This is a genomic window from Kitasatospora sp. NPDC036993 (assembly GCF_055607525.1).
Genome location: NZ_JBVJRP010000003.1, coordinates 224,209 through 248,038, shown reverse-complemented (window position 1 = coordinate 248,038; position 23,830 = coordinate 224,209). Strand labels below are relative to the sequence as shown.

The window sequence follows — 23,830 nt, the reverse complement described above, 5'->3', positions numbered from 1 at the left end:
CCCCACCAGACACATCCCGCGGCGACCGACACGCAGAGTACGAGGAACGTCCCCAGGAGCCTGCGCTTCCAGGGCGCTTCACCGAACCGGGCCTGCTGAACGCTCGACGAGCGAGAAGTACGCATCTCGTTCGGTTACTTGAGCACGTAGCCCTCGTGCGGAGTCGCCCTCTGCCACACGGTCTCGAAGGCGTTCTTCACGAGCTGAACGACGGCAGGTTCGGTGGTCCACTCACGGTCCACCACATCCCCGTCACCCGAGAAGAAGGTGAACATGATCTTGGAGTCATCAAACATCCACAGGTCGGTTCCGGGCAGAGCGATGTCCGCCGCCAGCCGGCGCGGAAGCCAGCGGACCTGTTCGCCGATGGCCACATTCAGGAACGTCACATGGTGCTCGTAGCGGATGTACTCCGTGACTGGCTCGGAGACGATCCGAGCCCGGCGCATGACCACGCCACGGCGAATCGCCTCTCCGGCGAAGTCGGTCCAGTTCTGGAACCACTCCGGCCGGTCGTCCGGGTTGTAGCGAAGACCCTCCCGATAGCGCTGGAACTGTTGGAGACGATCCCGATGAACTCTGGAGGCTGCACGATGCTCCCCGGGACTCTGGTTCCGCATGGTTGCACACCTGATGGGCTCATCCTGACGTGTGCGCGACCGGCCTGTCAGGCGTTTCTATTTGACGAATAGTCAGTTCGATGGCAAAGAGTCCAGTGAGCGCGCGAGTACTCAGGTTGAACTCGCCTTGTCGTAGGTGCTGACGGACCTTGACCGGGTTGAGCATCGCCCCACCCTGGCTGCCGACGTCACCCCCGATGCAACCTCCGTCACAGCAGCGGCCGGGTCTACCTGGCGACGCTATTGCTCGATGGCATGGAGGATGCGCTCGGCCACCAGCTCCGGCTCGTCGGTCGGCAGCGCGTGGCCGGCGCCAGGCACGATCTCCACCCTGGCCGAGGGCATGAGCCTGCCGATGCGATCGGCGACCTTGCGTGAGTCGTGCATGGCGCTGCGCGCCCCGAGCAGGAACAACGAAGGAACGCGCAGGCGGCGCAGTTCCCCGTCCGAGAGGACTGGTGGCACCGGGAGTGCGCGACGGAATCCCATCGAGGCGCGCATCAGGCCCATCAGTTCGCTCTCCAGGATCGCGCTGTTGCCGACCAGACGGGCGAGCCGCGGGCGGAGCGGGCCGGGTGCGGCTGCGGCGAGCCCGCCGGCGATCAACCAGGCGTAGAACCGCGGCCCGAACTCGGCGAAGCCCGCTGGGTCCACCAAGGTGAGGGACGCGGCCCGGCCGGGGCGGTGGATCTGGTGGTTGATCGCCAGCCAGCCGCCGTAGGAGCAGCCGACGAGCTGAGCGTCCGTCACCTCCAACGATGCCAGGACTTCGTCCAGCCAGGCGGCGCTGTCCCGGCCGTCGCGGATCGGGGTGGTCTGCACGCTCGCGCCTGGCTCACCGATGGTGTCGACGGCGATGAGCGGACGGTGCCGGGCCAGCGTGTCGATGTACCGGTGCCACATCAGCGCGTTTCCGCCCGATCCAGGGAGCAGAACGATCGGCTCGCCGCTCTGTGGCCCGGTTCGGTAGACGCGAGTGGTCCCGAACGTGGTCGGAAGATCCAGCGCCGTCCGCTGCCCCGGCCACAGTTCAGCCAGAGTCCGCTCGTATGTGACATGGAACCGGTCTCTGGCTTGGTCGTTCCTGAACTCGCCAATTCGCATGGTACATGTGTATCACGGCATGATACGGGTGTACCAGGGAGGTGGGATCGTGAACACAAGGGTCGATCATGAGGAGCGCCGACGGCAGATCGCCGAGGCGCTGTTGAGGATCGCTGACACCCAGGGCCTGCAGTCGGCCAGCATGCGGGCCGTCGCGGCCGAGGCCAACGTCTCCCTGCGACTGGTGCAGTACTACTTCGAAACCAAGCAAGGGCTGCTGCTCGACGCACTGGCCAGGCTCGGCACCCAACTTCAGGCCCGCATGGAGAAGTGGATCGGTGCGGCGGGGACCCCGCCCAGACCGCGCGGCACCGTGACCGCGCTCCTGTCGTGCATACTGCCGACCGACCCGGAAAGCCGGCGGATCACCAGGACCTACGCCGCCTACTACACCCTGGTACTCAACGACCCCGAGGTACTGGAAAAGCACGGCGCGCGGCAGCCGGAACTGCTGGAGGGCTTTCTCGCCAAGCAGATCCGTGCGGCTCAGCAGTCAGGGGAGATCAGCCCCGACAGGAACCCCGAAATCACCGCCGCCGGACTGCTTGCCATGGTCAACGGACTGGGCCCGAGCGTGCTGGGTGGCCAGCGCACGGGCGACGCCGCACTCGCGATCCTCGCCCACCACCTGGACGAACTCTTCCGGACGCCGTGAGGGCCGGTACGGCCCGGGCCGGAGGACCCACCACCTACCACGGCACCCTCGCTCTTCCAGCTGATTCGATTCCCACTGGCCGACAAGGAAAGTGCAATCTGAGTAGTCATATGGATAAGGGGGGAGCACCTCCGCAATCCGGACGTGCTGCGCTGCGTGGTGCAGGCGGGGCCGGTGCAGGGAGCGTGGCCGAGGGCCTGGCCGCCGTAGTGGGGCTCGACCTCTTCTGGTGCTGCGCACTGGCGATGGTCTACGGGATGGTCGGGGATGAGCTGGCTCGGCACCATGCCGCCGTGGCAATGGGATTGGCGCCGGATGAGGATGAACAGACTTGCTGTCAGCCTCAGTTGGATGGTCTGAGTGTCAGCTGATGGCAGTGCTGTGCAGACGTGAGGCGTCAGGCGGCTTCGGCCCGGTCCGTCGCGGCGGCGGTCGGCGGGGAGAGCCAGGCCAGCCGGGCGGTGATCCCCGGCCGGCGGGAGAAGTGGTGTGCGGCTCGCTCAGGGGAGGGAAGGGTCAAGCGCGTCCGCCCGTCGACGCCGATGACGTGCGTCGACCCGGCGGCGTCGGCGAACCCCCAGGCCGCGACCCACCCGCCGGCGTCCGCGCGGCCCTCGTCGCACACCTGGACGACGGCGAACAGCCGGGGTGCGGTGTCGAGCACGAGCCCGCAGAGTTCCCGGTCGAAGGCCGGGTCGGCCGCCTGTGCGAGCGTGTTGGGGAAGGAGTTTTGCGAGGGCGCGGCAGGCATGGAAGTCCCCTACGTGAAGGGGAGTTGGACGCGGTGCTGTCACCACCACGGGCAGCGATCAGCCCTGACGCAGGATCAAAAGTAGCCAGTCGGTAGCATGTAGTCCACCGCTCTCGGGGGATTGATTTCAGCTCCACCCCAAAGGGTGAACGGTGCCGGCCACGGCCGGCGAGGGAAGGAAGCAACGGATGCCGCCCAGCAAGATTCCGCCGAGCATCCGGCAGCGGCGACTCGGTGCGGAGCTGCGCCGGTTGCGCGAGCAGGCGGGACTGTCGGTCACACGGGCCGGGGAGCTCCACGGCACCACCCAGTCCCGCATCAGCAACATCGAGTCAGGCGGATACCCGGTGAGTGCGGACCGGGTGCGGGCGCTGGCACGTCTCTACGGCTGCGCGGACGACGCCCTGATCGAGGCGCTGACCCGCATGACCGGCGGCCGTACGCGAGGTTGGTGGGAGGAGTACCGCGAGATCCTTCCCGCCGGAGCGCTCGACCTGGCGGAACTCGAACATCATGCGCGATCGATGCGGATTGCCACCGTGATCCACATCCCCGGGGTTCTTCAGACTTCCGACCATGCCCGCGCGCTCTTCCGGGACGCCTTTCCTCCTCTGTCGCCGCCCGAAGCGGAGCATCGTGTCTCCCATCGCATCAAGCGGCAGGGGGTACTCTACGGAGAGCCGCCAATCCCTCTGTCGATCGTCATCCATGAGGCCGCGTTGCGGATGGGGGTCGGCGGAGCGACTGTGGCCCGATCGCAGTACAAGCACCTGATTGAGATGAGCACCTGCGAGAACATCACGCTTCGCGTGATCCCCTTCGGTGCGGGGGCGATTCCCAGCTCTGGCCAGCCCATCGTGTACTTCTCGGCGGCTGTACCCCAACTCGATACCGTCCAGCTTGACACGGATCACGGGTCCGAATTTCTCGATGCTCCGACGTACTTGGTGAAGTACCGGAGCATTCTGGATCTGATGGAATCCTGTGCACTCGGTCCGATGGAGTCGCGTGATCTCATGTCCCGCATTGAACAAGATATTTGAGAGGAAAGGCCATGTCGGTCCTCAGTTGGCAGAAGTCCAGTTACAGCACCCAAGCCGCGAACTGTGTCTACGTAGCAGCGGCATCCGACGGCACCATCAAGATCCGCGAGAGTGATGACCCCGGCGTCGTCATCACCGCATTGCCCGACAGTCTCCGGGCCCTCCTGTCCGGCGTCAAGGCGGGGGAGTTCGACCACCTGACGCGGTAGCCCGCCCCTCACCTGCGGTCGGGGAAGATCCGGCCCAGGTGGTAGTGCAGGACGGCGGTCGCCTCGGCCGCCGTCCGCTGGCCGAGCAGCACGCTGAGGCCGAGGCCGGCGGAGACGGCCAGCAGCACCACGGCCTCCTGGCGCGCGTCCAGCCGCGGATCGGCCTCCCCGGCCTGCTGGGCCGCTGTCAGCTGGGCCGCCAGGAAGGCCTCCATCTCATCCGGCGCCGCCAGGAACGGCTGCCCGCCGAGCGCCGGGTCGGTGACGGAGAGCACCGCGTACTCCGTGTAGATCAGATGAAAGGCCCGGCCCTCCTCCTCAGCGGGGACGGCCTCCAGCAGCACCGCCTCGATGATGCCGCGCGGGTCGCCTGCGGCGCCGCTCTCGCGTACGCGCCGCTGGACCCGCTCTCCCATCCGGCCGGCCAGGCGGGTCATCGCGGCCAGCAGCAACTGCTCCTTGGTGTCGAAGTAGTACTGCACGAGCCGCACCGACACGCCGGCCTCGGTCGCCACCGAGCGCATGGTGACGGAGTGCAGGCCGCTGCTCGCCGCCGAGCGGAGCAGGGCGTCGATGATGTGGGCCCGCCGCTCCTCGTGATCCACCAGCTTCGGCATCGGGTTCCTTCCGACTATTTTTATGGTACAACCATACCATCAAGAGAGGGAGGGGCCATGACCCGGACCAGCGTGGGGCACTTCGTCAGCGACGAAGCCCGGGCGAAGTTCCTTGCGGCGTACGACCGGGCGATGGAGCTCTGGCCGAGCCCGCGCCAGGAGTTCGACGTGGAGACCGGCCACGGGACCGTGCACGTCCACCGGTACGGCGCGACGGCCGGCGAGCCGATCGTGCTGCTGCACGGCCACGCCGGACACCCGTCCAACTGGTACCCGCAGGTCGCCGCGCTCGGCGAGCACCACCCCGTCTACGCGATCGACACCCTGGACGACCCCGGCCGCAGCGTGCAGCGCGTCGTCGCGGCGGGTTCGGAGGGGAACGCGGCCTGGCTGGGGGAGGTGCTGGCCGGGCTCGGGCTGGAGCGGGTGCACCTGGTCGGGGCCTCGTACGGCGGCTGGCTGGCGCTCAACCAGGCCATCCACGCGCCCGAGCGGCTGGCCTCGGTCGTGCCGCTCGACCCGGGCGGGATCGAGAAGGTGTCGGCGCGGTTCTACCTCCACATGGTGGGCGGCCTGTTCGGGATGCTCGCCCCGCGCCCGCTGCGCCCGGCGGTCGGCAGGCTGCTGGCCAACCCGGCGCTGGGCGCACCACGCGAGATGGTCGCGCCGCTGATGCTCGCGATGCGGAGCTACAAGCCGCTCTCGCGTCCACCGGTCAGGCTGTTCACGGACGAGGAACTGGCCGCGATCACGCTTCCCGTCCTGGTACTGGTGGGCAGGCGCAGCGCGCTGCTGCGGCCGCGACGGGCCGTGGAGCGGGTCACCGCGTTGATTCCGGGGGTGCGGGCCGAGATCGTCGAGCGGGCCGGGCACGGGTTGAACCTGGAGCGGCCCGACGTGGTGAACGAGCGGCTGCTGGGCTTCGTCGGCGCGGTCGGGCGGGAGTCGCCGGCGGTGTAGCGGGGTGGCGCCCGAGATCCCGGAGAGCCCCGCGCTCGATGGCGGGGCCGGACTGACCGAGCGGTGCGACGGCGACCGCTGGACGGGCAACGGCTGGACGGGCAACGGCTGCGCGAGAAGTCGGGCGGGCCGACTTCTCGCGCACGTCATCAAGGTGGGGGATCAGGCGCAGGCCGCCGACCGCAGCGCCGTGGCGGCCCGCGCCTCGTCGTAGCGCCGCAGCACCAGCCGGGCGACGGCCGGGTGAGAGCCCAGCGGGGCGCTCGTCCACCTCGCCGCGGTGGTGGCGGCGCGGTGGGGAGGTCCACCCGCAGGTGGTAGCCGGTGCCGAGCAGCAGCGGCACCAGGATCGGCCGCCGGTGGGCGAGTCGGGCGAGCGTCTGATCGAGTGAGGGTCGGGAGAGGTCCAGGAAGCAGCAGTGGACGGTCAGTTGCGGACGCAGGGAGCGAACCACCCTCAGTAGACCGCGAATCGACGTGCTCGCCGTCTCGTCCCGGCTGCCGTGCGCGACGGCGAGCAGTACCGGCGCCATCAGTCCGCCGCCAGCCGGTAGCCGCGCTTGGGGGCGGTGCGGATCAGCGCCGCGTGCGGGCCGAGCGCTTCGAACCTGATGACTTCACCGTCGGCCCGGGTGCGGTGGCGACCGTGACCAACACCGGCACCACCGCCCACACCCTCACCGCGCAGGACGGCAGCGTCGACACCGGCCCCATCGCCCCAGTCGCCGGCACCACCCTGACCGCCGCGAGCCAACCGGGCGCGTACGCGTACCTCTGCACCTTCCACCACTTCATGCGCGGCATTCTGACGTAGAGGGCTCCGATGCTCGTCTGGCAGCACGTCCGGGAGGACCCGAACGCCGAGCGGTACCAGCGAGTCGTGCTGGAAGCCGTCGGTGAGCTGGCCCGGCTTCGGGACTCGGCCGACATGGCGGACGACCCCTGGCAGGACCCGGGCATCGTGGAGCGCTTCGTCAAGCGGGTCGGCTGGTTGCTCGGGAACGCCCAACTGGGCCTCTATCCGGCCGAAGCCGCGCTGTTGGCCTTGCTCCCGTTCCTCTACCGTGTCCGCTCGCTGCGTCTGGCGGCGACGCGGCTCACCGTCGGGCCGACCGACCTCGTGCCCTCACCTGAGCCTGACGCCGACCGATCGGCCTATGAGCAGTTCGTCGAATCCCGCGACCTACTGGTGGGCCGCACGCGAACCCGCCCCGCCTCCGCCGCGTCCTCACCGACCACCCACTCCCCACCCGCCTCACCTCGGAGGAAGCCGCCCCCGCCGTCGGCGCCTTCACAGGCTGGGCGCGCTTCCGCATGGACGAACGCCGAGTGCGCAGCCTGCTGATGGGCGTCGAGCTCTACCGCGACCGGGACCTGGCCGTCCGCGAGCTCTATCAGAACGCCCTCGACGCGTGCCGGTACCGCCGTGCCAGGACGGAGTACCTGGACCGGACCAGTTCGCTGGCCAGCTACACGTACGACGGCCGGATCGAGTTCCGTCAGGGCGTGGACGAGAACGGCCGCGCCTACCTGGAGTGCCAGGACAACGGAGTCGGCATGGGCGAGGAGGAACTGAGAGGAGTCTTCTCCAACGCCGGAGCCCGCTTCGCCGAGCAACTGGACGTCAAGCTCGAACGCGCCGAGTGGCGCAAGGTGGATCCGCCCGTCGAGCTGTATCCCAACAGCCGTTTCGGAATCGGCGTGTTGAGTTACTTCATGCTCGCCGACGAGATCCGGGTCAACACCTGCCGTCTGGACGCCTCCAGCCACTCTTTGATGAGGAAAGGCTTCTGAAGCTTGCCTCGCAACTCGGTGTCACGCCGGACCGTGCTCTTTCCCGCGCTGTTGGGCTGGGTGTGGTTCCCGGTCGCCCATCGGCCTCCGATCTTGCGGTTGCGGACGCCAACGCCGCTCACACCAGCATGGATGGGGATGGGACCTCGGTGGAGGAAGTGGCGAACTCCGGTGGCGATGAATGGGTCCTCCGCCGGGTGGCCGAGGTATGGCGGATGTTCCCCACCACGCGGACTTATGCCCAGGTCTTCTCAGCGACGCGATCGAGCGGACGCCCGCTGCATGAGGCGATCGACTACCTCCGAGCTCACGGCGTGGCGATCTCGATCGATGTGCCTGAAAGGCTCACCAGGTTGGACGAGGAACTCCTCTCGTTCGACAGCGCGCTGCAGTGGGGCGATCTGCGGGCGAACGAGCCGGTGCCGTTCGCCCGGCTGATCACGGCTGCTCGCACGCTTCAGCGGCACCCCAGGGAGAGGACCAGCCATCTGAGGAGCCGCGGGATCGTCCCATCCAGTGATGACCTGCCGCCCGGGCTGACGATGGACGAAGCGGTCGCCCTCATCCGGCGTGACCATGCCTGGCCCATCCTCTGGTCATCGTTCACGGGTATCGACCTGATGGGTCTGTTGAACCTGTCGATGAGGACAGGGCGGTCGATGGCTCAGATCACCGAGTGGTACCAGGACTGGGGCCTCAAGGTTCCCGACGCAGCCGAGCTGATCCGCGACGCCCTTGCCCGGGTTCCCCTGGCCGACCCGTCCTGAGCGCCGAATACACCCGTGAACAGGGCTGCTGCGAGCCGCCTCCATGTTCTACAGTTCTGTAGAACTGGACGGACGGCGATCGGGGACGAGCATGGACAGGCCGCTTCGGCTGCCGCAGCAGGATCGGGCGGACTTCGAGACGGAGCTGGGGCGGGCGCTCTCCGCCCCGTCGGTGCGGGCGGCGTTGTGGGCCAGTGGGGAGGAGGCCCGGGGCGTCGAGCGGTTGCGGCGGACGGCGCGGGAGAACGCGGAGTTCGTGCTGGCCGCGGCGGCGCCGGAGTACGAGCGGTACGCGACGCTGCGGGCGGATGCCGACGCGGTGGCGCGGCTGCCGGCGGCCGCACCGCCCCGGGAGCGGGCGTCGGGGTGGTGGGGGGTGCTGGGGCTGGTCGTGCCGGTCATCGCGGTGACGGCGGCGGTGATCTTCCTGCTGCTGGGCTCGGTACTGGGGCTGGCCGAGGACCTTGAGGTGCCGGCGGGGGCACTGGTGGACGCCGGCTGGGTGTCGGCCGGGGCGGCCGCGGTGAGTCTGCTGGTGGGCGGGCTGGGGCTGCTGGGGACGGCCCGGTCGAAGGGGCCGGAGGCCGGGGAAGCGGTGGACGGGCCGGGGGAGTTGGTGCTGGCGCGGGACGCCTGGCGGTCGGCGCTGGCGGAGCGCGGGCTGGTGCCGTACCTGGTGGCTCAGGCCGGTGCGGCGCCGGGTCGGCGGCGCTGATCAGGCCCGGTCGAGTCCCGTCGAGCGGGCCGCGTCGACCAGGAGCCGGGCGGCGTCCGGGGGGATGGCCAGGCGACGGGCGATCCAGGAGGCCGGCCGGCCGGTTCTGGCGAGCATCCAGGCCGAGTACAGGTGGCCGAGCTGGGGCGCGTTCTCGGCGAGCAGCAGCGGCCGGACGGCCTCCATCGGGAAGCCTTCCAGCGCGCGGGCACTGTACTCGCGGCCGTTGGGGCCGGGCGGGGGCAGCGGGAGCGGGCGGCGGAGGTCGATCCAGCGGCTGAGCAGCACCGCTCCGACCACCAGCAGGCCGGTGCCGGAGGCGCCGATCAGGATGCCGCCGATGACGGGGCGGTCCTCCTCCTCGGCCATGCCCAGGGCGATCTCCTCCAGGACGAGCAGGCCGAGCACGGTGAGCAGCACCGCGGTCTCGGCGGGGCGCGGGTGGGTCCGGGACGTCGTCATGCGGAACCTCTTCCTCGGCGGGGCGACCGGGGGTTTCGGGTGGGCGCGGCGATTCACCTTCCGTACAACGGTGGCGGGCGGCCCGGGGCACGCCTCGCGACTCGGGCGGTGTAATCGCGGATCGGAGTTGACGTATCGTCAAGAGACTGATGTGTTGGGCCGATTGGCCGTCAGCCGGAGGTCTGGTTCACACCTCCTTCCGGTCGGGCGCGCCTGGGCGGTGCGGTCGTCGAGGGGGTGGGGCCCAGCTGCGGGCCTCTGGTCAGCATAGCCTGGGCATGCCAACCTCGACAGGCTTGTCGAAGTTGCGGGACCCCGGTCGCGGCGGCGTGTCAAGGGGTGGCGGCCCGGTTGCTTCGAGTGTGTGGCTCCGCTTTCAACTCGCTTTCATTGAACGGCACTTGGCGAGCCTTCGAAAGCGATCGGCTTCGAATGCGATCGGCTTCGAACGCACGCGCCGTCGAACGCACTCGCCGCGCAACGCAACGCGGCGCCCACCCGCACGACCCGGTGTGGTGGCCGGGTGGTGCGGGTGGGCGCCGCGGGTGGGACGGGCCCCGGACGGGGGGCTCTCGGGGGGCCGGTGTTCTCGGGGAGGCAGGTGTTCTCAGCGGGCCAGCAGGGGGAGCGGGGCGCCGGTGCGGGCCGGGAGTTCGAGGCGGGTGAGGAGGGCCGAGGGCGAGACCTCGACGACCCGGCAGCCGGCCCGGTGGCGGCAGTGGCGGGCGACCGAGCCGTGCCGCAGCCGGTCCAGGCGGCGGCGGGTGGCGGCGCCGAGGACGAGCAGGTCCTGCGGGCCGGTGACGGCTCCGACCAGGGCCGGGCCGGGTTCGGCGTTGACCACCACCGGGTGGATGACCAGCCCGGACGGGTAGCCGCCGTAGGCCTGCTCGAAGGCGACGTCGAGCCGCCGGCGGGCGGCGTGCTCCAGTTCGGAGAGCGGGCGCAGGCCGACCCGCTCGTTCGCGGCCCAGGCGGCGACCGGCACCAGCACGGCCTCGTGCCGGGCCGCCTCGCCGACGGCGTGGTAGAGGGCGGCCAGACTGCTCAGTGATCCGCTCAGTCCGACGATCACTCGGGTGGTCCCGGGCATGGCCGTTCGCCTCCGTCTCTCCGGCGGAACTCTCCATCGGGCTCCGCCGGTTCGGCACTCCTTGCTTCGGATGACTCCAGTCAACCCCGGAACGGACTCCTCCGTACCGCTGCTGACGCCACCATGACGCGGGGCGGGCACATCTTGACGGCCTGCTGACAGCCTCCGTCGGGAGCGTTCAGCCCAGCCCGGGCACGAACCGGACCAGCAGGTCGATCGCCTTGATCCCGAGGAACGGCAGCACCAGTCCGCCCAGCCCGTACACCCGCAGGTTGCGCCGGAGCAGGTCGGTCGCCGAGGCCGGCTGATAGCGCACGCCGCGCAGGGCGAGCGGGATCAGGGCGACGATGATCAGCGCGTTGAAGATGATCGCGGAGGCGATCGCCGAGGTGGGGCTGTGCAGTTCCATGATGTTGAGGTGGTGCAGCCCGGGGTAGGCGTTCGCGAACATCGCGGGGATGATCGCGAAGAACTTGGCCACGTCGTTGGTGATCGAGAAGGTGGTCAACGCTCCCCGGGTGATGAGGAGTTGCTTGCCGACCCGGATGATCTCGATCAGCTTCGCCGGGTTGGAGTCGAGGTCGACCATGTTGCCGGCCTCCTTGGCGGCCGGGGTGCCGGAGTTCATCGCCACGCCGACGTCCGCCTGGGCCAGCGCGGGGGCGTCGTTGGTGCCGTCGCCGGTCATCGCGACCACGTTCCCGGCGGCCTGCTCGCGCCGCAGGTGGGCGAGCTTGTCCTCCGGGGTGGCCTCGGCGAGGACGTCGTCCACCCCGGCCTCGGTGGCGATGGCGCGCGCGGTCAGCGGGTTGTCCCCGGTGACCATGACCGTCCGGATGCCCATCCGGCGCAGCTCGGCGAAGCGTTCGGCGATGCCCTCCTTCACCACGTCCTTGAGTTCGACCACGCCCAACGCCCTTGCGCCGTGCCGGTCGTGGACGGCGACCAGCAGCGGGGTGCCGCCGGCCCCGGCGATCCGGTCCACCAGCGGCTCGGCCTCCCTGGGCGGCCTCCCGCCGGAGTTCACCACCCAGCGGGCGACGGCGCTCGCGGCTCCCTTGCGGATCAGGCAGGTGGTGCCGTCTGCCCAGGTCAGGTCGACGCCGCTCATCCGGCTGTGCGCGGTGAACGGGACGGGCCGCGGATCGCCGAGTTCGCCGGGGGCCCTCGGCGGCACCCAGTACTGACGATTCGTCAGTTCGACCAGCGATCGCCCCTCCGGCGTCTCGTCCGCCGCCGAGGCCAACTGGGCGGCCTCGGCAAGCTGTTCGGTGGTCGCGCCGGGCAGCGGGTACAGGGCGACGGCCCGCCGGTTGCCGTGGGTGATGGTGCCGGTCTTGTCGAGCAGCAGTACGTCCACGTCGCCGGCGGCCTCCACCGCCCGCCCCGAGAGCGCGACCACGTTGCGCTGCACCAGCCGGTCCATCCCGGCGATGCCGATCGCGGAGAGCAGCGCGCCGATCGTGGTCGGGATGAGCGCGACCATCAACGCGACCAGCACGATGGTGGTCTGGGGCGCGTGGGCGTAGATGGCCATCGGCTGGAGCGAGACCACGGACAGCAGGAAGACGATCGTCAGCGAGGCCAGCAGGATGTTGAGCGCGACCTCGTTCGGGGTCTTCTGCCGGTCGGCCCCCTCCACCAGGGCGATCATCCGGTCCACGAAGCTCTGGCCGGGCCGCGAGGTGACCCGGACGACCAGGTGGTCGGAGAGGACCACCGTGCCGCCGGTGACGCCGGTGCGGTCGCCGCCGGACTCCCGGACGACGGGCGCCGACTCCCCGGTGATCGCCGCCTCGTCCACGGTGGCGACGCCCTCGACCACCTCGCCGTCCCGCGGGATCACCTCGCCGGCCGGGACGAGGACGATGTCGTGCAGCAGCAACTGCTCGGCGGGGATCACCTCGTGGCGCAGGTCGCGGGTGCCGACCCGCCAGTGCGGCAGCCGCCGGGCGGTGGTGGCGGACTGCGCGCGGCGCAGCGACTCGGCCTGCGCCTTGCCGCGGCTCTCGGCGACGGCCTCGGCGAGGTTGGCGAACAGCACGGTCAGCCAGAGCCAGAAGGAGATCACCCAGGCGAAGACGCTCGGGTGGACGACGGCGCTGAAGGTGGTGAGCGCCGAACCGGTCTCGACCACCAGCATCACCGGGTTGCGCAGCATCGTGCGCGGGTGGAGTTTGCGGACGGCGGCGGGCAGCGCCTCGGCCAGCTGGCGCCGGGTGATCAGCCGGCGTCGGCCGCCCGGCGAGGTGGGGCGGTGGCTCGGTGGCGGTTCCTGCCCGCGCTCCCGGCGCCGGAGCCGGTTCTGCCGGCCGGCGGCGGTGTCCGGACCGGCGGCGGTGTCCGGGCCGGTCTTCGGAGTGGCGTCCGGGCTGGTGCTCGGGCTGGTGTCCGGGGTGGTGAGGGCCGAACGGCGCATCGTCTCGGGGGACCTTCCGGGCCGGCCCCGGGCGACCGGGGGCGGCGGGTTCGGTGGGGCTGCGGGGACGGCGGACAGCCCACCATCGCGGAGCCGGGTGGCATGCCGCTCTTGACACGGGCTTGGCGGCGGAGCGGCCGTCCTTGACAGCTTCCTGACGCCGCCGCCGGGGCACTGTCAGGAGAACGTCAAGGACGGCGGCCGGGGCGTACGCCCTGCGTCAAGGACGGGTGCGGTCGGTGTGCGGAGGGTCTCCACTGGAGGTGTCCGGCCGTACGGGCCGGCGCTCGAAGGGACCTGCCATGACCACTGTCACCGCCGTCATCGACGTCGACGAGCTGCTGGAGCGGAGGGTCCGCCTGGTGCCCGTCGCCTGGCGCCGGGACCGCCCCGAGCCGCCGGAACCCGGGACCGCCGCGAACGGGTCCCCGGCGGAACCGTTCCCGGCGGCCGACCGGGAGCGCACCCGCCCGGCGCACTGCCGGTTCGCGGTGCACTACGAGGACTGACCCGCCACCCGCGCGCCCACCCGGAGGAGCAGCCGACATGACCCAGCTCATCACCCCGCCCGTCCCCACCGCCCCGGTCGTCGCCACCGCTCCCACCGCCCCAGCCGCTCTCACCGCCCCCGCCGACGGGCTCGGCGGCCCCTGGCCGGCCTCGGCGCGCCCCGGCCGGGGAGCCGACCTGCTGGTCGGCGGGGTGGGGCTGGCCGAGGCCGCCGAGCGGTTCGGCACCCCGCTGTACGTGCTGGACGAGGCCGAGCTCCGGGGGCGGGCCCGGGCCTACCGGCGGGCGCTGCCGCACGCCGAGGTGCTGTACGCGGCCAAGGCGTTCCTGTGCAGCGCGATGGCCGACTGGGTGGAGCAGGAGGGGCTGGGGCTGGACGTGTGCTCCGCGGGCGAGCTGTGGCTGGCGGTCTCGGCGGGCTTCCCGGCGCAGCGGATCCTGCTGCACGGCAACGCGAAGTCCCCGGAGGACCTGCGGCTGGCCCGGCGGCTGCGGGTCGGGCGGATCGTGATCGACGGACCGGCCGAGATCGCGCGGCTGGCCGCGCTGGTGGCCGCCGACGTGCCGCAGAAGGTACTGGTCAGGGTGGTCCCCGGGATCGCCGCCGGGCACCACGCGGCGGTGCGGACGGGCGTCGGCGGGCAGAAGTTCGGCTTCACGGTCGAGGGCGGCGACGCGGCGGACGCCATCGCCCGGGTGCTCGACCAGCCGGGCCTCGAACTGGCCGGTCTGCACTGCCACCTGGGCTCGCAGATCACCTCGGTCGAGCCCTACCTGCTCGCGGTGGACGCCCTGGTGCGGCTGCTCGCCGAGGTACGGGAGCGGCACGGCGTGGAGCTGCCGGAGCTGGACCTCGGCGGCGGCCACGGCATCCGCTACCTGCCCGAGGACGCCGGGTTCGACCTCGCCGGGTTCGCGGTCCGGGTGACCGACCGGCTGGCGGTGCGCTGCGCGGAGGCCGGGCTGGAGGTGCCCCGGCTGGTCGTGGAGCCGGGCCGGGCGATCGCCGGACCGGCGGCGGTGGCGGTCTACCGGGTGCTGTCCGTCAAGCACACCGCGGACGGCCGCTGCTTCGTCGCGGTGGACGGCGGCATGAGCGACAACCCGCGCCCGGCGCTGTACGGATCGCCGTACACGGTGCGGCTGGTCGGCCGCCGCTCGGAGGCGGGGGAGACGAGGGTGGACGTGGTCGGCCGCCACTGCGAGGCCGGCGACGTGCTGGTGCGGGACGCGGCCCTGCCCGCCGACCTGCGCCCGGGCGACCTGTTGGCGATGCCCGCGGCCGGCGCGTACCAGCTGTCGATGGCCTCCGGCTACAACCTGGTCGGCCGCCCGGCCGTGGTGGCGGTGAAGGCCGGCCGGGCCCGGTTGCTGATCCGCCGGGAGACGGTGGAGGACTTCCGCCTGCGCGAAGTCGGCCGCTGAGGGCGGGCGCGGGGACGGCACGGGCCCGGTTCCCGGTCAGCCGCCCGTGGAGGCTCCCGGGCCTGCGGCGGGTTTGACGCAGGGGGCGATGACGGTCAGGTACAGGGTGTCCGGCGCCGTGGCGGGCTCGCCGGGCACGACCGAGGCGGTGAACTTGTTGGTGTCATTGGTCAGGTCCAGCCGCTTGTCGTCGCTGCGTTTGACGGAGAAGCCGTCCTGCTTCAGCCGCTGCGCTACCGCCTCGAAGACGCCTTGCACCTTCGGCGCGGGGATCCCGTGCAGCTTGTACCTGATGTACGGCATGTACGTCTGGGTGGAGCCGAGCGGTCCGAGCTCACAGGCGTCCTTGTCCACCAGTGGTGTGGCGACCTGCACGGTGTCCTTTTCGGGGAGCACCGCGAGCGCGGCGGAGGAATAGGCCTTGACCTTCTCCTCGGCCTGCCCGAGGTTCATCCCCGGGGCGTCGCTCCCGCAGGCGGTCAGGGTGAGGAAGACGCTGGACAGTAGCCACAGCAGGGCGGCCCGCCTGCGCGGTACGGGTTGTGAGGATCGGTTCATGTGACCGGCTGCCCCGAGATGACCTGGCCGAACGCCTTCCATGAGGGTGTGTCCGCGCTCCAGCCGGTGCCCTACTACCTGGCGAAGGCCACGGTGCTGGATCCGCCGACCAATCTGGCCAAGGCCCGCAACCACGCGACCCGGCTGGCCGACCGGTTCGACCTGGAGGAGCTGCGCGACGGCCTCGACGACCTCCCGCGGGCCCTGCGCGCCGTGATCGCGGGACGCGGGGTGACCCCGCTCGACTCCACCGCCCGCTACCTCGACACCCCCACCCACCCGGCCATCGCTCAGGTCGTCCGCGACGCGGTGTTCGTCGAGGGCATGGGCCTGTCGTCCGCGGACTCGATGGTCACCATGCTGCCGTCCGTCCCGAACTGACCGGCACCTCCCGAACCGGACGATCCTGGAGAGCACCCCCATGTCCACTCGGCAGCACGTGGAGATCCTTCCCCCGCACCCGTTGCGGGCCGGCTACGACAGGTCCCTGGACCGCGGGTCGATCGCCGACGACTTCCAGCGGCGCCTGGAACCGGCCCACTTCACCCCGGGCTACCTCGGGGCCCTGGCCGAGCGGGTCGAACGGGCCCTGACCCGGGACCCGGCGGACGAGACCCTGCGCTGGTGCCTGGCGTTCCTGCTGCTCCAGAACAACGCCACCGCGGCCGCCGTCGAACGCGCCGAGGACCTGCTCACCGGTGCCACCCTGCCGCAGGCCCGGCGCCTGGCCGAGCTCGTGGCCGGCATCCGGAGCCGCGCCGGCCGGCCGCGTACGGGTCGTCGCGTCCGGCGGGTCAACTGGTCGATCAACAACCGCTGCCCGATGTCCTGCCAGGGCTGCTACAACCCGTTCGCCGCCGAGCAGATCGACCTCGCCCAGGCCGAGCGGATCATCGCGAAGCTGGCCGCGCACGGGACCAGCGACCTGGTGCTGGCCGGCGGCGACCCGCTGCTGTGGCCGCCGATCTTCGACGTGGTGGACCGCGCCGTGGCCAGTGGCCTGAAGGTCGGCCTGGACACCACCGGCTACACCCTCACGGCGGAGAAGCTCGCCAGGCTCCGGGGGCTGTCCTCGCTGCGGCTGCCGCTGGACGCCGTGACCGCGGAGGTGCAGCGCGCCTTCCGCCGCAGCCCGGACGGCAACCTCCTCCAGGCGCTGCTGGACTCCCTCGCCCTGTGCGACACCGAGGGCTTCGACCGGGTGCGGATGCACACCGTGGCGAGCGCCGAGAACCTCCACCAGCTGCCGGAGCTCGCAGCCGAGGTGCTGTCCCACCCCTCGGTCGCCCAGTGGGTGATCTTCCAGTGGTGGGGCCGGCGGGCCTCGCCGGCCACGGTGCGCAGGCTCGGGGTGGCGGTGGAGGACGTCCGCGAGGTGGTGGAGGGCATCCGGCGGGACCACCCGGGGCGGGAGATCCACCTGGCGGAGAGCTCCGAGCGGGAGCTGCTGAACTGGATGATCCAGTCGAGCGGGCAGGTCGTCACCTTCGGGTCGGGGGCGGAGGAGGAGTTCATCCTGGGCAACCTCCTGACCGACTCGGTCGAGGAGATCCTGACCCACCCGATCCTGGACTTCGAGGCGATGTCCCGGGGGATCCCGGTCACCCCGGGGACGGTGTTCGGCCCCGCGGACGGCACCCCGGGCCGATGACGACGGCACCCCGGGCCGAGGTCTCCGGCTCATAACGGAACGGTTGCGGAGCCCGCCCTTCCCGTGCTCAGGGCTTGACGGCACGGGGAGGGCGGGCGTTTGCTGTGTCCGCTCGTTGGAACCTGTTTGGTTCTGGTTTGTTTTGTGTGTTTGAACGTTCAAATCTGCGTTCAATCCGCCTCAGGCCCGCGAAGTCCGCAAGCCGAGTGTCCGAACCCCACCCCATCCCGTCCTCCCGCTCCTCGCCACCCCATCGAGAGGAATGCAATGTCACACCTTTCCCGCCGCGACCTGCTCCGCGCCTCCGGAGCCGGCCTGCTGGCCCTCACGGCCTGCGGCACCCTCACGGCCTGCGGCGGCGGCTCCGGCTCGGGAGGCGCCTCCGGTGGGGACGCCGACACCGGCACGATCACCGTCTGGTCCTGGGCCACCGCCGCCGACGCCCTGTGCGGGATCGTCCCGGCCTTCGAGAAGGACAACCCGGGCATCAAGGTCGACGTCCAGGACATCGGCGAGCCCGCCATCTGGGACAAGATCACCGTCGGCATGGCGGCCGGCGGCCAGGGCCTCGGCGACGTCCTGCACATCGGCTGCGACTACCTGCCCGGCTACCTGGAGAAGTTCCCCGGCGGCCTGGCCGACCTCTCCTCGCTCGGCGCCGACGCCCACAAGGACAAGTTCGCCAAGGGCCTGTGGCCGGTCGTCTCCGGCAAGGACGGCCACGCCTACGCGCTGCCCTGGGAGGTCAACCCGCTCGGCTTCTTCTACCGCAAGGACTACTTCGACAAGGCGGGCATCGACCCCGAGTCCTTCGCCACCTGGGACGACCTGCTCGCCGTCGCCGACCGCTTCAAGGCCGCCAACCCCGGCATCGCCCTGATCGGCGTCAACAAGGCCGCCAACCCCACCCCCGACCTGGACTTCCTCCAGGGCCTGATGCAGCTCCAGGGCGCCTTCTACTTCGACCTCCAGGGGAAGATCACCGTCGGCTCCGAGCCGGCCGTGCGCGCCCTGACCATCATCAAGCGGCTGGAGGAGGCCGGGCTGATCGGCGACACCCCCGGCGTCCAGAGCTGGCCGCCGGTGATGAAGACCGGCAAGCTCGCGGTGGCCGCGATGCCCGCCTGGGTCGCCCACTACCTGGAGAAGAAGTTCCCCGACCAGAGCGGCAACTGGCGCCTCACCAAGCCCCCGGCGGTCACCCCCGGCGGCAAGCGCACCGCCCTGGTCAACTCCACCCACCTGGCCGTCGCCGCCTCCAGCCCGCGCCGCCGCGCCGCCTGGAAGTTCGTCGAGTACGCGCTCACCCGCCCGGCCTCGGTGAACTCCATGTTCAACGCGGGCGGCGTCTTCCCGGCCCTCACCGAGGCCTTCGCCGACCCGGTGTACGCCGCGCCGAGCGCCTTCTACGGCGGCCAGCCGGTGCTCAGGACCTTCGCCGACCTCGCCACCGAGGGCGGCGACCCCACCAACTACTCCGGCGACTACGCCCGCGCCCTCAAGCTGGTCAGCGACGCCCAGGTCAAGGTCCTGCTCAAGGGCGCCGACCCGGCCGCCGTCCTCCAGGACGCCGCCAAGCAGCTCGCCCAGCAGACCGGGCGCGGGATCGCATGAGAACCGCCAGCCCGCCCCAGGCCGGCCTCAACGGCCGGGCCAGGAGCAGCCGTTGGCGCCGCAGCGCGGTGCCGTACCTGCTGCTCGCCCCCGCCCTGCTGACCTTCGGCGTGTTCAAGGCCTACCCGGTCGTCGACTCGCTGCTGCTGTCCTTCACCACCGGATCCGGTGCCGCCACCCGCAACGCCGGCGTCTCCAACTACCAGCGCCTGCTGGACGATCCGCTGTTCTGGACGGCGCTGCGCAACACCGGTGAGATCCTCGCCATCCAGGTCCCGCTGATGCTCGGGCTGGCCCTGCTGATGGCCGTCGGCCTCAACTCCGCGCTGGTGCGCTGGCGCACGGTGTGGCGGCTCGGCGTCTTCATGCCCTCGGTCACCGGCCTGGTCGCCACCGGCGTGATGTTCGCCTACCTGCTCAAGTCCGACGACGGCGCCGTCAACTGGGTGCTGAGCGCCGTCGGCCTGCCCTCCGTCGACTGGCTGGGCCAGCCGGTCTGGGCCCGGATGGCCGTCATCGTGGTGCTCACCTGGCACTACACCGGCTACAACGCCGTCATCTACCTCGCCGGGCTCCAGGGCATCCCCAAGGAGCTGTACGAGGCCGCGATGGTCGACGGCGCGGGCCCGATCCGCCGCTTCATGTCCGTCACCGTCCCCGCGCTGCGACCGGTGCTGCTGTTCACGGTCGTGCTCTCGACCATCGGCACGCTCCAGCTCTTCGACGAGCCGTACGTGCTGACCGGCGGCGGGCCCGACAACGCGACCCTGACCGTCTCCATGTACCTGTACCAGAACGGCTTCCGGTTCTTCGACTTCGGCTACGCCTCCGCCATCGCCTACGCGCTCACCCTGCTCGTGTCGGTGCTCGGCGCCCTCCAGATGCGTTTGATGGGAGAGCGCGAAAAGTGACCTCCAAGTCCGTTACCCCCGACGGCGCTAAGCCCAAGGGCGTCCTCAAGAGGCTGCGCGGCTGGCCGCTGACCTTCTTCCTGGCCGGCGTCACCGGGCTGTCGATCGCCCCCTTCTACTGGCTGGTGGTCTCCGCCACCCGCAGGGACACCGAGGTCTTCGACTGGCCGCCCAAGCTGCTGCCCGGCGGGAACCTCGGTGAGAACCTGAGCCACCTGGAGCAGAAGATCGGCCTGCTCAGGGTGGTCGGCAACTCCCTGCTGGTGGCGGGCGTCCAGACGCTGGGCGCCCTCGTCGTGGCGCTGCTCGCCGGCTACGCCTTCGCCAAGTTCCGCTTCCGCGGCCGCACCCTGCTGTTCGCCCTGCTGCTGTCCACCCTCGTGGTGCCCGAACAGGTCACGCTGGTACCGCTGTTCAAGATGATGATGAACTTCGGCCTGCTGGACACCTACCAGGCGCTGATCCTGCCCGGCCTGTGCGTGCCGTTCGCCATCTTCCTGATGCGGCAGTCGCTGAGCAGCCTGCCCGACGAACTCCTGGACGCCGCCCGGGTCGACGGCGCGGGCGAGCTCCGGGTGCTGTTCAGCGTGGTGGTGCCGGTCATGCGGCCGGTGCTGGCGGCCCTGTCGATCTTCCTCTTCCTGGGCTCCTGGAACCAGTTCGTCTGGCCGCTGATCGCCCTGCGCAGCCCCGAGATGCACACCCTGCCGGTCGCCCTGGCGACGCTGCACGGCAACAAGTCCAACACCGACTACGGCGCGATCCTCTCCGGCACCGCGCTGTCCACCCTGCCGATGATGGTCCTCTTCCTGGTCCTCCAGCGGCAGTTCATCTCCGGCCTGCTGGCCGGTGCCACGAAGGGCTGACCATGACCGAGAGCACGAACCAGAGCACGAACGAGACGACGGACACCGGCGCCGGCACGACCACGGCCGAGGTCTGGGAACCGCACGCGCCCACCGCCGCCGGCGGCCTGCGCCCGCTGTACGCCCAGGGGCTGGACGTGCGGGTGAGCGGCACCGGCACGGCCCAGGGCGTCGCCGACGGCGTGGTGGAGGTGACCGCCGAGGGCGCGGGCGAGGTCCGCATCGAGTGGCGGGTGCCCTGCGTGGACGTCACCGCCCTCTGGACGCCCGAGCCGCGCGGCACCGGCTGGCTGCCCGCCGCCTGGAGCGCCCCGCGCCGCACCTCGCTGGCCAACGGCGCGCCGATCGCCGCCCTGATCGGCACCGGGGACGTCGCCCTGTGCGCCTTCGCCGCCGGGCGTCCGGACGTGCTGGCCGGGGCCGGAGTGGTCGAGGAGACCGGCGAGTTCCGGTTCTGGGCCCAGGCCACCGACCGGCTCACCGTCCGGATCGACACCTCCCGCCGGCACTTCGGCCGGGCCCTGGCCGACCTCGCCGCCTGGTGGGGCGAGGGCCGCACGGCCGACATCCCGGAGGCCGCCCGCCGCCCCGCGTACTCCACCTGGTACTCGATGCACCAGGACGTCACGCCCAAGGGCGTCGAGACCCAGGCCGCGCTCGGCAGGGAACTGGGCCTGGACGTGATCATCGTGGACGACGGCTGGATGACCGCCGACCGCACCCGCGGCTACGCCCACTGCGGCGACTGGGAGCCCGTCTCGCTGCCCGACACCGCCGCCCACGTGCAGCGCGTGCACGACCTGGGCGTGCGGTACATGCTCTGGTACGCGCTGCCGTTCATCGGCAAGGACAGCGCCGCGTACCGGGAGATCGGCCACCTCGCGCTGGCCGACGCCGCCCACATGGGCGCGATCGTCGCCGACCCGCGCCACCCCGAGGTCAGGGCCTTCCTCACCGACCGGCTCGCCCGGGCCGTCGAGGAGTGGGGCATGGACGGCCTCAAGGTGGACTTCGTCGACTGGTTCGCCCGCGCCGACGCCCCGCCGGCCCGCCCCGGCGCGGACTGCGCGAGCGTGGACGAGGGCGTGGAGCGCCTGCTCGCGGAGATCCGCCGCCGGATCACCGCCGCGAACCCGGAGGCGATGATCGAGCACCGCCAGCCGTACGTCAGCCCCGGACTGTGGCCGTACGCCACCATGATCCGTGCCACCGACTGCCCGCTCAGCCCGCAGGAGAACCGGCAGCGGACCATCGACGTGCGGCTGGCCGCCGGGCCCGTCCCGGTCCACGCCGACATGCTGATGTGGCACGCGGGCGAGCCCGCCGAGCAGATCGCCTGCCACCTGATCAACGTGCTGTTCTCGGTGCCGCAGGTCTCCGTCGACCTCGCCGCGCAGAGCGAGGCGCAGCGTGAGGCGATCGCCTTCTGGCTGGGCGTCTTCCGCGAGCACACCGCCACCCTCCAGCTCGGCGAACTGCTCCCGGCCCGTCCGGACCTGGGCTATCCGATGGTCACCGCGCGCGGCACCGGCACGGTGGCCGTGGCCCGCTACACCGCGCTGCCGGTGGACGTCTCCGGCGACGACTGGCACACCCTGCTGGTGGCCAACGCCGACGCCGACCCGGACGTCCGGCTCACCGGTGGCCGCGGGCAGGTGGCCGTGACCGTGCGGGACGCCCGGGGGCGTATCGTCCGGCAGGGCGAGGTCGAGCTGGACCGGGCGGAGGCGGTCCCCGTGCCGCGCGGCGGGCTGCTGACCCTGCGCCGGGCCTGACCCCGCACCGGGCCTGACCTCGCACCGGGCCCGACCCGCTCGGGGCGCCGGACCGGCGCCGGCGCCCCGTCCGAGCCCCCGACCACCCTGGAGAGACCGCATGCCCGAGGGAGCACACCGGCCGCGCCGCGGCGCCACCACGATCGAGGAGGTCGCCAGGGCGGCCGGGGTCTCCCGGCAGACCGTCTCCAACGCGCTCAACGCGCCGCAACGGGTCCGCCCGGAGACCCTGGAGCGGGTGAACGCGGCGATCCGCGAACTCGGGTACCAGCCCGACCAGTCGGCCCGCTCGCTGCGCAGCGGCGCCCGGCGCACCATCGGCTACCTCGCCCCGGTGGACGACCCGCTCGACCCCAACCCGCTGATGGCCGGCTTCCTGGAGGCCCTGGTCGACGCGGCGGGGGCGGCGGGGCAGCGGGTGCTGCTGTTCCGTCCCGGTCGGGGGACGGCCGACCCGGTGGCGGCGATCGACGAACTGGTGGCGGCCCGCCAGGTGGACGGGCTGGTGCTGGCGGACGTGCTGCGCGAGGACGTCCGGATCGCCCATGTGACCGGGCTCGGCGTCCCGTTCGTCAGCTTCGGGCGGACCGGGCCGGGGGAGCCCCAGCGCTGGGTGGACATCGGCAACGAGGCGGCGATGGCCGAGGTGGTGCGGCACCTGGCGGCGCTCGGCCACCGCCGGATCGGTTACGTCGGGGCCGCCGAGGAGCTGCCCTGGACGGCGGCGCGGCGGGCCGGGTTCCTGGCCGAGGCGCGGCGGCTGGGGCTGTCCGCGGTGGCGACGGGCGCGCGGCGGGCGGGCACGTCGGAGTCGGGCGATTCTGGGTGGGGCGATTCGGGGTGGGGCCGTTCGGGTGCGGCGGCCGAGGGCTCCGTGGCGGCTTCCGTCCGGGCGTTGCTGCGCGGGCCCGACCGGCCGACCGCCTTCGCGGCCGGCAGCGACCTGCTGGCGCTGGACGTGTACGAGGCCGTCCGGGCGGAGGGGCTGGTGGTCGGGCCCGGCGGGGTGGCCGTGACCGGCTTCTACGACATGCCGCTCTGCCGGCACCTGCATCCCGCGCTGACCTCGGTCCGGCTGCCGCTGCGGCCGATCGCCACGGCGCTGGTGGGCCGGCTGCTGGCGCAGGTGCGCGGGGAGGCGGTGCCGGGGGAGGGGCTGGAGCTGCCCACCGAGCTGGTGGCGCGCGGGAGTTCGGGCCGGTCCGGCGGGCCGGCCCGATCCGGCTGGTCGGGCTGGTTCGGTTAGCCGGGCGGGTTCGCGCGGCCCGTCGGCCCGGCCGGTCCGTCGGCCGGCCGGGTTCGCATGGCCCG

At 71.7% G+C, this 23,830-nt stretch carries 28 protein-coding genes; 19 read left to right on the top strand and 9 right to left on the bottom strand.

What is annotated here, in order from left to right:
* Positions 1 to 134 precede the first annotated feature (134 nt).
* Together ACZ7C5_RS07285 and ACZ7C5_RS07280 are read right to left on the bottom strand one after the other, a co-directional pair.
* Positions 135 to 620: a DUF6879 family protein gene (locus tag ACZ7C5_RS07285; protein ID WP_470322192.1), complete on the bottom strand. Its 486-nt coding sequence runs from the start codon at positions 618 to 620 to the stop codon at positions 135 to 137.
* A 240-nt stretch (positions 621 to 860) separates the two neighbouring features.
* On the bottom strand, positions 861 to 1,724 hold the full coding sequence (locus ACZ7C5_RS07280; RefSeq protein WP_470322191.1) for an alpha/beta fold hydrolase: 864 nt from the start codon (positions 1,722 to 1,724) through the stop codon (positions 861 to 863).
* Between the two features lie 49 nt (positions 1,725 to 1,773).
* Here ACZ7C5_RS07280 and ACZ7C5_RS07275 point away from each other — a divergent pair, with 49 nt between their 5' ends.
* On the top strand, positions 1,774 to 2,379 hold the full coding sequence (locus tag ACZ7C5_RS07275; RefSeq protein ID WP_470322190.1) for a TetR/AcrR family transcriptional regulator: 606 nt from the start codon (positions 1,774 to 1,776) through the stop codon (positions 2,377 to 2,379).
* Between the two features lie 397 nt (positions 2,380 to 2,776).
* Here the strand turns inward: ACZ7C5_RS07275 and ACZ7C5_RS07270 are convergent, their stop codons facing one another.
* Entirely contained in the window at positions 2,777 to 3,130 is a 354-nt protein-coding gene (locus ACZ7C5_RS07270; RefSeq protein WP_470322189.1) for a hypothetical protein, read from the bottom strand.
* A 188-nt stretch (positions 3,131 to 3,318) separates the two neighbouring features.
* Between ACZ7C5_RS07270 and ACZ7C5_RS07265 the strand changes: the two genes are divergently transcribed.
* Both ACZ7C5_RS07265 and ACZ7C5_RS07260 read left to right on the top strand, forming a co-directional pair.
* The gene (locus ACZ7C5_RS07265; RefSeq protein WP_401092427.1) at positions 3,319 to 4,173 is read left to right on the top strand and encodes a helix-turn-helix domain-containing protein; all 855 of its coding nucleotides are present in this window, start codon (positions 3,319 to 3,321) and stop codon (positions 4,171 to 4,173) included.
* An 11-nt stretch (positions 4,174 to 4,184) separates the two neighbouring features.
* Positions 4,185 to 4,382 carry a DUF397 domain-containing protein gene (locus ACZ7C5_RS07260; protein WP_401092428.1) on the top strand — a complete coding sequence of 66 codons (198 nt, stop codon included), beginning with the start codon at positions 4,185 to 4,187 and terminating at the stop codon, positions 4,380 to 4,382.
* Between the two features lie 8 nt (positions 4,383 to 4,390).
* Here the strand turns inward: ACZ7C5_RS07260 and ACZ7C5_RS07255 are convergent, their stop codons facing one another.
* A complete protein-coding gene (locus ACZ7C5_RS07255) occupies positions 4,391 to 4,999 on the bottom strand; it encodes a TetR/AcrR family transcriptional regulator (protein WP_401092429.1) in 609 nt (202 codons plus the stop codon).
* Positions 5,000 to 5,056: 57 nt separating this feature from the next.
* On the opposite strand from ACZ7C5_RS07255, the gene ACZ7C5_RS07250 reads away from it, so the two are divergent.
* Together ACZ7C5_RS07250 and ACZ7C5_RS07245 are read left to right on the top strand one after the other, a co-directional pair.
* On the top strand, positions 5,057 to 5,959 hold the full coding sequence (locus ACZ7C5_RS07250; RefSeq protein ID WP_401092430.1) for an alpha/beta fold hydrolase: 903 nt from the start codon (positions 5,057 to 5,059) through the stop codon (positions 5,957 to 5,959).
* 4 nt (positions 5,960 to 5,963) lie between these two features.
* Positions 5,964 to 6,173, top strand: coding sequence for a hypothetical protein (locus ACZ7C5_RS07245; RefSeq protein ID WP_401092458.1), 210 nt, complete (start codon positions 5,964 to 5,966; stop codon positions 6,171 to 6,173).
* On the opposite strand, the gene ACZ7C5_RS07240 is transcribed toward ACZ7C5_RS07245, so the two are convergent.
* Positions 6,109 to 6,492 (bottom strand): sirohydrochlorin chelatase, encoded by a 384-nt coding sequence (locus tag ACZ7C5_RS07240; protein ID WP_401092431.1) that lies wholly within the window; start codon positions 6,490 to 6,492, stop codon positions 6,109 to 6,111. The two genes, ACZ7C5_RS07245 and ACZ7C5_RS07240, sit on opposite strands and share 65 nt — an antisense overlap.
* Positions 6,493 to 6,545: 53 nt before the next feature.
* Between ACZ7C5_RS07240 and ACZ7C5_RS07235 the strand changes: the two genes are divergently transcribed.
* The 5 genes from ACZ7C5_RS07235 to ACZ7C5_RS07215 all read left to right on the top strand — a co-directional run bounded on the left by ACZ7C5_RS07235 (position 6,546) and on the right by ACZ7C5_RS07215 (position 9,235).
* The gene (locus tag ACZ7C5_RS07235) at positions 6,546 to 6,773 is read left to right on the top strand and encodes a cupredoxin domain-containing protein (RefSeq protein ID WP_401092432.1); all 228 of its coding nucleotides are present in this window, start codon (positions 6,546 to 6,548) and stop codon (positions 6,771 to 6,773) included.
* Between the two features lie 9 nt (positions 6,774 to 6,782).
* Positions 6,783 to 7,304, top strand: a complete 522-nt coding sequence (locus ACZ7C5_RS07230; RefSeq protein WP_401092433.1) for an HD domain-containing protein — start codon at positions 6,783 to 6,785, stop codon at positions 7,302 to 7,304.
* The gene (locus ACZ7C5_RS07225; protein WP_401092434.1) at positions 7,274 to 7,753 is read left to right on the top strand and encodes a hypothetical protein; all 480 of its coding nucleotides are present in this window, start codon (positions 7,274 to 7,276) and stop codon (positions 7,751 to 7,753) included. Before ACZ7C5_RS07230 ends, ACZ7C5_RS07225 begins: the two co-directional genes overlap by 31 nt.
* A gap of 149 nt (positions 7,754 to 7,902) precedes the next feature.
* Complete coding sequence (locus ACZ7C5_RS07220; RefSeq protein ID WP_401092435.1) at positions 7,903 to 8,520, top strand: hypothetical protein; 618 nt, start codon at positions 7,903 to 7,905, stop codon at positions 8,518 to 8,520.
* Between the two features lie 91 nt (positions 8,521 to 8,611).
* Positions 8,612 to 9,235, top strand: coding sequence for a hypothetical protein (locus ACZ7C5_RS07215; RefSeq protein WP_401092436.1), 624 nt, complete (start codon positions 8,612 to 8,614; stop codon positions 9,233 to 9,235).
* On the opposite strand, the gene ACZ7C5_RS07210 is transcribed toward ACZ7C5_RS07215, so the two are convergent.
* The 3 genes from ACZ7C5_RS07210 to kdpB form a co-directional block, all read right to left on the bottom strand.
* Positions 9,236 to 9,697: a hypothetical protein gene (locus ACZ7C5_RS07210; protein WP_401092437.1), complete on the bottom strand. Its 462-nt coding sequence runs from the start codon at positions 9,695 to 9,697 to the stop codon at positions 9,236 to 9,238. It abuts the gene before it with no gap.
* A 607-nt stretch (positions 9,698 to 10,304) separates the two neighbouring features.
* On the bottom strand, positions 10,305 to 10,790 hold the full coding sequence (locus tag ACZ7C5_RS07205; RefSeq protein WP_470322188.1) for a universal stress protein: 486 nt from the start codon (positions 10,788 to 10,790) through the stop codon (positions 10,305 to 10,307).
* Positions 10,791 to 10,968: 178 nt separating this feature from the next.
* Positions 10,969 to 13,209: a potassium-transporting ATPase subunit KdpB gene (gene kdpB, locus ACZ7C5_RS07200; protein ID WP_470322187.1), complete on the bottom strand. Its 2,241-nt coding sequence runs from the start codon at positions 13,207 to 13,209 to the stop codon at positions 10,969 to 10,971.
* A gap of 302 nt (positions 13,210 to 13,511) precedes the next feature.
* On the opposite strand from kdpB, the gene ACZ7C5_RS07195 reads away from it, so the two are divergent.
* Together ACZ7C5_RS07195 and lysA are read left to right on the top strand one after the other, a co-directional pair.
* Positions 13,512 to 13,718 (top strand): hypothetical protein, encoded by a 207-nt coding sequence (locus ACZ7C5_RS07195; RefSeq protein ID WP_401092439.1) that lies wholly within the window; start codon positions 13,512 to 13,514, stop codon positions 13,716 to 13,718.
* A 37-nt stretch (positions 13,719 to 13,755) separates the two neighbouring features.
* Entirely contained in the window at positions 13,756 to 15,144 is a 1,389-nt protein-coding gene (gene lysA / locus ACZ7C5_RS07190) for a diaminopimelate decarboxylase (protein ID WP_470322186.1), read from the top strand.
* A 36-nt stretch (positions 15,145 to 15,180) separates the two neighbouring features.
* Here lysA and ACZ7C5_RS07185 read toward each other — a convergent pair whose 3' ends face one another.
* Positions 15,181 to 15,702, bottom strand: a complete 522-nt coding sequence (locus ACZ7C5_RS07185; RefSeq protein ID WP_470322185.1) for a hypothetical protein — start codon at positions 15,700 to 15,702, stop codon at positions 15,181 to 15,183.
* Between ACZ7C5_RS07185 and ACZ7C5_RS07180 the strand changes: the two genes are divergently transcribed.
* The 7 genes from ACZ7C5_RS07180 to ACZ7C5_RS07150 all read left to right on the top strand — a co-directional run bounded on the left by ACZ7C5_RS07180 (position 15,703) and on the right by ACZ7C5_RS07150 (position 23,765).
* The gene (locus ACZ7C5_RS07180; protein ID WP_401092442.1) at positions 15,703 to 16,083 is read left to right on the top strand and encodes a hypothetical protein; all 381 of its coding nucleotides are present in this window, start codon (positions 15,703 to 15,705) and stop codon (positions 16,081 to 16,083) included.
* Positions 16,084 to 16,123: 40 nt separating this feature from the next.
* Entirely contained in the window at positions 16,124 to 17,353 is a 1,230-nt protein-coding gene (locus ACZ7C5_RS07175; RefSeq protein ID WP_470322184.1) for a radical SAM protein, read from the top strand.
* A 267-nt stretch (positions 17,354 to 17,620) separates the two neighbouring features.
* Positions 17,621 to 18,967, top strand: a complete 1,347-nt coding sequence (locus ACZ7C5_RS07170; RefSeq protein ID WP_470322183.1) for an ABC transporter substrate-binding protein — start codon at positions 17,621 to 17,623, stop codon at positions 18,965 to 18,967.
* Positions 18,964 to 19,878, top strand: coding sequence for a carbohydrate ABC transporter permease (locus tag ACZ7C5_RS07165; RefSeq protein WP_401092445.1), 915 nt, complete (start codon positions 18,964 to 18,966; stop codon positions 19,876 to 19,878). Before ACZ7C5_RS07170 ends, ACZ7C5_RS07165 begins: the two co-directional genes overlap by 4 nt.
* Complete coding sequence (locus ACZ7C5_RS07160) at positions 19,875 to 20,744, top strand: carbohydrate ABC transporter permease (protein WP_470322182.1); 870 nt, start codon at positions 19,875 to 19,877, stop codon at positions 20,742 to 20,744. Before ACZ7C5_RS07165 ends, ACZ7C5_RS07160 begins: the two co-directional genes overlap by 4 nt.
* A 2-nt stretch (positions 20,745 to 20,746) precedes the next feature.
* Positions 20,747 to 22,519 carry a glycoside hydrolase family 36 protein gene (locus ACZ7C5_RS07155; RefSeq protein ID WP_401092447.1) on the top strand — a complete coding sequence of 591 codons (1,773 nt, stop codon included), beginning with the start codon at positions 20,747 to 20,749 and terminating at the stop codon, positions 22,517 to 22,519.
* Positions 22,520 to 22,619: 100 nt separating this feature from the next.
* Positions 22,620 to 23,765, top strand: a complete 1,146-nt coding sequence (locus ACZ7C5_RS07150) for a LacI family DNA-binding transcriptional regulator (protein ID WP_470322181.1) — start codon at positions 22,620 to 22,622, stop codon at positions 23,763 to 23,765.
* The last annotated feature ends 65 nt before the right edge of the window (positions 23,766 to 23,830 follow it).

Bases quoted from the DNA above. Each gene is read 5' to 3' on its own strand.
- ACZ7C5_RS07285 (WP_470322192.1), bottom strand. From the start codon at position 620: ATGCGGAACCAGAGTCCCGGGGAGCATCGTGCAGCCTCCAGAGTTCAT.
- ACZ7C5_RS07280 (WP_470322191.1), bottom strand. From the start codon at position 1,724: ATGCGAATTGGCGAGTTCAGGAACGACCAAGCCAGAGACCGGTTCCAT.
- ACZ7C5_RS07270 (WP_470322189.1), bottom strand. From the start codon at position 3,130: ATGCCTGCCGCGCCCTCGCAAAACTCCTTCCCCAACACGCTCGCACAG.
- ACZ7C5_RS07265 (WP_401092427.1), top strand. From the start codon at position 3,319: ATGCCGCCCAGCAAGATTCCGCCGAGCATCCGGCAGCGGCGACTCGGT.
- ACZ7C5_RS07260 (WP_401092428.1), top strand. From the start codon at position 4,185: ATGTCGGTCCTCAGTTGGCAGAAGTCCAGTTACAGCACCCAAGCCGCG.
- ACZ7C5_RS07255 (WP_401092429.1), bottom strand. From the start codon at position 4,999: ATGCCGAAGCTGGTGGATCACGAGGAGCGGCGGGCCCACATCATCGAC.
- ACZ7C5_RS07250 (WP_401092430.1), top strand. From the start codon at position 5,057: ATGACCCGGACCAGCGTGGGGCACTTCGTCAGCGACGAAGCCCGGGCG.
- ACZ7C5_RS07240 (WP_401092431.1), bottom strand. From the start codon at position 6,492: ATGGCGCCGGTACTGCTCGCCGTCGCGCACGGCAGCCGGGACGAGACG.
- ACZ7C5_RS07230 (WP_401092433.1), top strand. From the start codon at position 6,783: ATGCTCGTCTGGCAGCACGTCCGGGAGGACCCGAACGCCGAGCGGTAC.
- ACZ7C5_RS07225 (WP_401092434.1), top strand. From the start codon at position 7,274: ATGGACGAACGCCGAGTGCGCAGCCTGCTGATGGGCGTCGAGCTCTAC.
- ACZ7C5_RS07215 (WP_401092436.1), top strand. From the start codon at position 8,612: ATGGACAGGCCGCTTCGGCTGCCGCAGCAGGATCGGGCGGACTTCGAG.
- ACZ7C5_RS07210 (WP_401092437.1), bottom strand. From the start codon at position 9,697: ATGACGACGTCCCGGACCCACCCGCGCCCCGCCGAGACCGCGGTGCTG.
- ACZ7C5_RS07205 (WP_470322188.1), bottom strand. From the start codon at position 10,790: ATGCCCGGGACCACCCGAGTGATCGTCGGACTGAGCGGATCACTGAGC.
- kdpB (WP_470322187.1), bottom strand. From the start codon at position 13,209: ATGCGCCGTTCGGCCCTCACCACCCCGGACACCAGCCCGAGCACCAGC.
- ACZ7C5_RS07195 (WP_401092439.1), top strand. From the start codon at position 13,512: ATGACCACTGTCACCGCCGTCATCGACGTCGACGAGCTGCTGGAGCGG.
- lysA (WP_470322186.1), top strand. From the start codon at position 13,756: ATGACCCAGCTCATCACCCCGCCCGTCCCCACCGCCCCGGTCGTCGCC.
- ACZ7C5_RS07185 (WP_470322185.1), bottom strand. From the start codon at position 15,702: ATGAACCGATCCTCACAACCCGTACCGCGCAGGCGGGCCGCCCTGCTG.
- ACZ7C5_RS07175 (WP_470322184.1), top strand. From the start codon at position 16,124: ATGTCCACTCGGCAGCACGTGGAGATCCTTCCCCCGCACCCGTTGCGG.
- ACZ7C5_RS07170 (WP_470322183.1), top strand. From the start codon at position 17,621: ATGTCACACCTTTCCCGCCGCGACCTGCTCCGCGCCTCCGGAGCCGGC.
- ACZ7C5_RS07165 (WP_401092445.1), top strand. From the start codon at position 18,964: ATGAGAACCGCCAGCCCGCCCCAGGCCGGCCTCAACGGCCGGGCCAGG.
- ACZ7C5_RS07155 (WP_401092447.1), top strand. From the start codon at position 20,747: ATGACCGAGAGCACGAACCAGAGCACGAACGAGACGACGGACACCGGC.
- ACZ7C5_RS07150 (WP_470322181.1), top strand. From the start codon at position 22,620: ATGCCCGAGGGAGCACACCGGCCGCGCCGCGGCGCCACCACGATCGAG.